Source organism: Mycobacterium sp. 1245852.3 (assembly GCF_001669335.1).
Classification (GTDB): Bacteria; Actinomycetota; Actinomycetes; order Mycobacteriales; family Mycobacteriaceae; genus Mycobacterium; species Mycobacterium europaeum_A.
Map to the genome: position 1 here is coordinate 1 of NZ_LZLL01000359.1, position 4328 is coordinate 4328.

Consider the following 4328-nt stretch of genomic DNA (forward strand, 5'->3'; position numbering starts at 1 on the left):
GCGGGCTCGATGATGTCGGCGACTTCCTGTTCGGCGCTCGACCAGTCGAAGTTTTCGTTTCCAGCAGGCTGATTTGCAACCGGTGCGGACGCTTCGGCCGGCGGCGCCGCCAGCGCGGCGCTGCACCGTTGCAACAGGCTCAGCGCGTTGACATTGCCGGCGTCCTGCGTCAACACCGTGCTGCAATGGCCCAGCGCCTCGGCGTAGCGGCCTTTGTCCGCCAGCAGGCCGGCCAGATGCAACCGCAGCTCGATCACGTCGGGGCTTTTGTCCACCGCGTCCGACAGCGAGCGAATGACGGGATCTTCGGTCTCAAACGCACCCAACGCCATCTCCCGGTCGTGATACATGCCAACTGCCCAATATTAGGCGGCGGCACAACCGTCAGGCCGAGGCGATCATCGCCACCGATCCCATGGCGAGCACCATGCCGATCCCCTGCAAGCGGGTCACCCGCTCGCGCAGTACCACCATCGCCAGCACGACCGTCGCGGCCGGATACAGCGAAATCAGGATGCTGGCCAACGACAGCAGCCAGGTGTGCAGCGCGGCCAGCATGGTGATGTTGGCGAAGATGTCCAGCACGGCGACGGCCACGGCCAGCTTGAGCGGGCGGCCGCGCGGCATCGCCAGGTTCTGGCTGGTTTTGGCCATGGCGAACACGACCAGGCTGGCCGCCACGCGGGCGAACACCAGCGGCCACAGCTTGCACACGTGCGGCGCCTGGTGCAGGAACACCAGGTTCAGCCCCATCGCCGAACCCGCAACCACTGTGAGCCAGGCCACTTTTGGAGTGAACCGGTATGGCGTTCCCTCCACGGGAGCCTCGCGGCTGACGAGCATCACCGCGGCCAGCGCCAGGACGACGCCCACCAGGGCCGCCTGCCCGGGCCGCTCCCCCAACGCCATGCCCACCGCTACCGGCACCGCGGCATTGAGCACCGCCGCCAACGGCGAGACCACCGAAATCGGGCCGGAGCCCAGCGCCGCGAAGAACGCCCACATGCCGAACGCCATGCCGATGCCGTAGAGGCATCCCCACACGACGGCACCGAGGTGAACAGGCCCGCCGACGAACACGGCCATCACGCCCAGCAACAGCGTCTCGATCGGGTAGGCGACCAGCATGACGCGCAGCGCGGCCACTCGCCGCGCTGCCACGCCGCCCACGAAATCGCTGACGCCGTAGGTGACGGCCGACAGCTGGGCGTAAGCCGCCCCGATCAGGTCATGCCCTTTGCTCGACGTCCCATTTCACGGACCACCTCACGCTGTGCATCACGTTGCGCCATGTCCTGGCGCTTGTCATAAGCCCTTTTACCGCGCGCGAGGGCCAGCTCGACTTTGACCTTGCCCTCAGAGAAATACAGCGACAGCGGCATCAAGGCGAGGTTACCATCTCGTATCTTGCCCACCAGTCTGTCGATTTGTTGCCTATGTAACAACAACTTTCGGTTGCGACGCGGTTCATGATTGGTCCAGCTACCGTGCTGATACTCGGGAATGTACAAGTTACGCAACCAAACTTCGCCGTCGTCGATCGTTGCGAACGCGTCAGCTAACGATGCTTGGCCCAGCCGAAGGCTTTTCACCTCGGTGCCTTGCAAAGACACCCCGGCCTCGAACAACTCGATGATCGAATAGTTATGTCGCGCTTTGCGATTGGTGGCGATAACCTGTTTGCTGCCACCTTTGCCGCCCGCCGCCTTGGCTCGGCCGGAACCCTTGGCCACAGCTACCGCCGTATATAGAGGCGCAAGGTCGCGTACGCCGTCACCGCCGCCATCGACACGCCGAGCAGGAACAACCACGGCGAGATATAGAGGATGTCGGCGTAGTCGACCTTGGCGATCAGATGAGCTTGGTAGAACTGGCTCAGCGCGTTGTCCAGGAACAATGCACGGACCAACATGAGACCGAGCACGGCGATGGCGACACCGATGGACGCGGCCAGCATCGCTTCCACCAGAAAAGGCAGCTGGGTGTACCAGCGGCTGGCACCGACCAGCCGCATGATTCCGATCTCGGTGCGCCGGGTGTACGCGGCGACCTGCACCATGTTGGCGATCAACAGGATCGCTCCGACCGCCTGCACCAGCGCGACGGCGAACGCGGCATCGCGCAGGCCGTCCAACACGGCGAACAGGCGGTCGATGAGGTCCTTCTCGTTGAGGATGCTGCGCACCCCGGGCTGGCCCTGCATCGCGGCATCGAACTCCGCGTGCTGTTCGGGGTTGTTCAGCTTGACGATGAACGACGCGGGAAACGAGTCCTTGCCCGCCACGTCCTTGAACTCCGGGAACTTCTTGATGGCGTCGTTGTAGGCGTCCTGGCGGTTGACGAAGCGCACCGATTTGACGTCTTGGCGTGCATCGATCTTCTCGCGCAACCCTTTACACGGCGCGGACGCACACGTGGTGTCGTTGGCCGAGATGTCGTCGGTCAGAAACACCTGCGTCTCGACGCGGTCGAGATAGATCTCGCGTGAATTGTCGGCCAGCCGGACCACCAGCAGACCGCCGCCGAACAGGCCGATGGAGATCGCGGTCGTCAGGATCATCGCGGCCGTCATGGTGACGTTGCGGCGAAGTCCGGTCAGAACCTCGTTGAGTAGGAAACCGAAGCGCACTTAGCGGTCCATCCCGTAGATGCCGCGCTGCTCGTCACGAACCAGCCTGCCCAGCGACAATTCGACGACGCGCTGGCGCATCGAGTCGACGATGTGGTGGTCGTGCGTTGCCATCAGCACCGTCGTCCCCGTGCGGTTGATCCGCTCCAACAAATCCATGATGTCCTTACTGGTGTCAGGGTCGAGGTTGCCCGTCGGCTCGTCCGCCAGCAGGACCAGCGGCCGGTTGACGAACGCGCGGGCGATCGCCACCCGCTGCTGCTCACCACCGGACAACTCGTGGGGCAACCGATTGGCTTTGCCGGACAGGCCGACGGTTTCCAGCACGTCGGGCACCACCCGATTGATCGCGTCGGGTCGTTTGCCGATCACTTCCAACGCGAACGCGACGTTCTCGTACACCGTTTTTTGCTGCAACAGGCGGAAGTCCTGAAAAACGCAGCCGATGACCTGGCGCAGCTTCGGGACGTGCCGACCGCGCAGCTTGTTGACGTGGAACTTCGACACCCGGACGTCGCCGCTGGTCGGGTTCTCGGCGCCGAGCAGCAGCCGCATGAACGTCGACTTGCCCGAGCCCGACGGGCCGATCAGGAAGACGAATTCACCCTTGTCGATCTTGACGTTGACGTCCTCCAGCGCCGGACGGGCCGACGCTTTGTACTTCTTGCTGACATGGTCCAGGGTGATCATCACGGCACGCCAGTGTAGCGGTGAATTTCGCTGGCAAGCGAAGTCAACTGGCCGGCGGCGGCGAACTCGGCACCGGGCCGGGCCCCGGTTGCGGTTGCTGCGGCGTCGGTGTGGCCGGGCTTGAGCTGGGCGGGCAGAACGGCGCCGGCAGGATGCACGGCAGCTGCGGCAGCTGGAACGGCGGCGTCGTGGTCGTGGTCGTCGTCACCGGCGGCGGCGGTGGCGGGGGTGGTGCCGGCGTACTCGTCGACGTCGGCGTGTAGGTGACGGTCGCCGGGGGCGCCTGCACCCGGCTACGGGGCACCCAGGTGTAGTTGGGATCGGGCACGAAACCCGGCGGCACCACTTGCTGGGCCGGCGGCTTGGGTGCCGGCTCCGGGCGGTAGGTGTCGTAGACCCACCACGCCAGGAAGAAAGCGATGATCAGTACGAGCGTCGACGTGCGCATCCGCCCGCCGAACACGTAATTGGGCCAGCGATGCTCCGCATCCTTGTCGTCGCCGTCGCCGCGCTTCTCGAGGATGTTCAGGGTGAACTTCAACGCTTCTGCACCGCACCTTGGACTTCATCGTCGGTTTGCTGTTCGGCGGCCTGGGCGGCCGGCACCGAGGGGTCTTCGACCAGGCCGACCGTCGCATCCGCCGCGGTCACGATCCCGACGCGGGCCAGCGCCCGGATGACCAGGACGCGCAGCTGCCGGCCGACCTCGAACTGCTTGCCGGGCAGCGTGCGGGCCACCATACGCAGGGTGACCGTGTCGACTTCGATGCTCTCCACACCCATCACCGTGGGTGCATCCAGCAGCAACTGGCCCAGCACGGGGTTGTCCATCGCGCGGTCGCATTCCTGATGCAAGACCTCGTTGACCCGGTTGAGGTCGGCGTTGGTCGACACCGGGATGTCCACCACCGCGCGTGCCCAGTCCTTGGACAGGTTGACCACCTTGACGATCTGCCCATTGGGGATGGTCAACACTTCGCCATCGGGTGAGCGCAGCCGGGTGACCCGC

At 65.0% G+C, this 4328-nt stretch carries 7 protein-coding genes; all 7 read right to left on the bottom strand.

Features of this window, described 5'->3' with window-relative positions; genetic code table 11:
• Nucleotides 1-350 (bottom strand): tetratricopeptide repeat protein (locus A9W96_RS16005; RefSeq protein ID WP_369830839.1); only part of this gene is annotated, 350 nt, incomplete at its 3' end.
• A gap of 34 nt (nucleotides 351-384) precedes the next feature.
• Nucleotides 385-1227 carry a DMT family transporter gene (locus A9W96_RS16010; RefSeq protein ID WP_156748842.1) on the bottom strand — a complete coding sequence of 281 codons (843 nt, stop codon included), beginning with the start codon at nucleotides 1225-1227 and terminating at the stop codon, nucleotides 385-387.
• A complete protein-coding gene (smpB, locus tag A9W96_RS16015; RefSeq protein WP_065052255.1) occupies nucleotides 1224-1733 on the bottom strand; it encodes an SsrA-binding protein SmpB in 510 nt (169 codons plus the stop codon). The genes A9W96_RS16010 and smpB overlap by 4 nt, the downstream gene beginning before the upstream one ends.
• Before the next feature lie 2 nt (nucleotides 1734-1735).
• Entirely contained in the window at nucleotides 1736-2629 is an 894-nt protein-coding gene (ftsX, locus tag A9W96_RS16020) for a permease-like cell division protein FtsX (protein ID WP_066879255.1), read from the bottom strand.
• Nucleotides 2630-3319, bottom strand: a complete 690-nt coding sequence (gene ftsE / locus A9W96_RS16025) for a cell division ATP-binding protein FtsE (RefSeq protein WP_066865258.1) — start codon at nucleotides 3317-3319, stop codon at nucleotides 2630-2632.
• A 43-nt stretch (nucleotides 3320-3362) separates the two neighbouring features.
• Complete coding sequence (locus tag A9W96_RS16030) at nucleotides 3363-3860, bottom strand: hypothetical protein (RefSeq protein WP_066865173.1); 498 nt, start codon at nucleotides 3858-3860, stop codon at nucleotides 3363-3365.
• Nucleotides 3857-4328: mechanosensitive ion channel domain-containing protein (locus tag A9W96_RS16035; RefSeq protein WP_156765278.1), on the bottom strand; the 472-nt coding region annotated here is incomplete at its 5' end. The genes A9W96_RS16035 and A9W96_RS16030, both read right to left, overlap by 4 nt.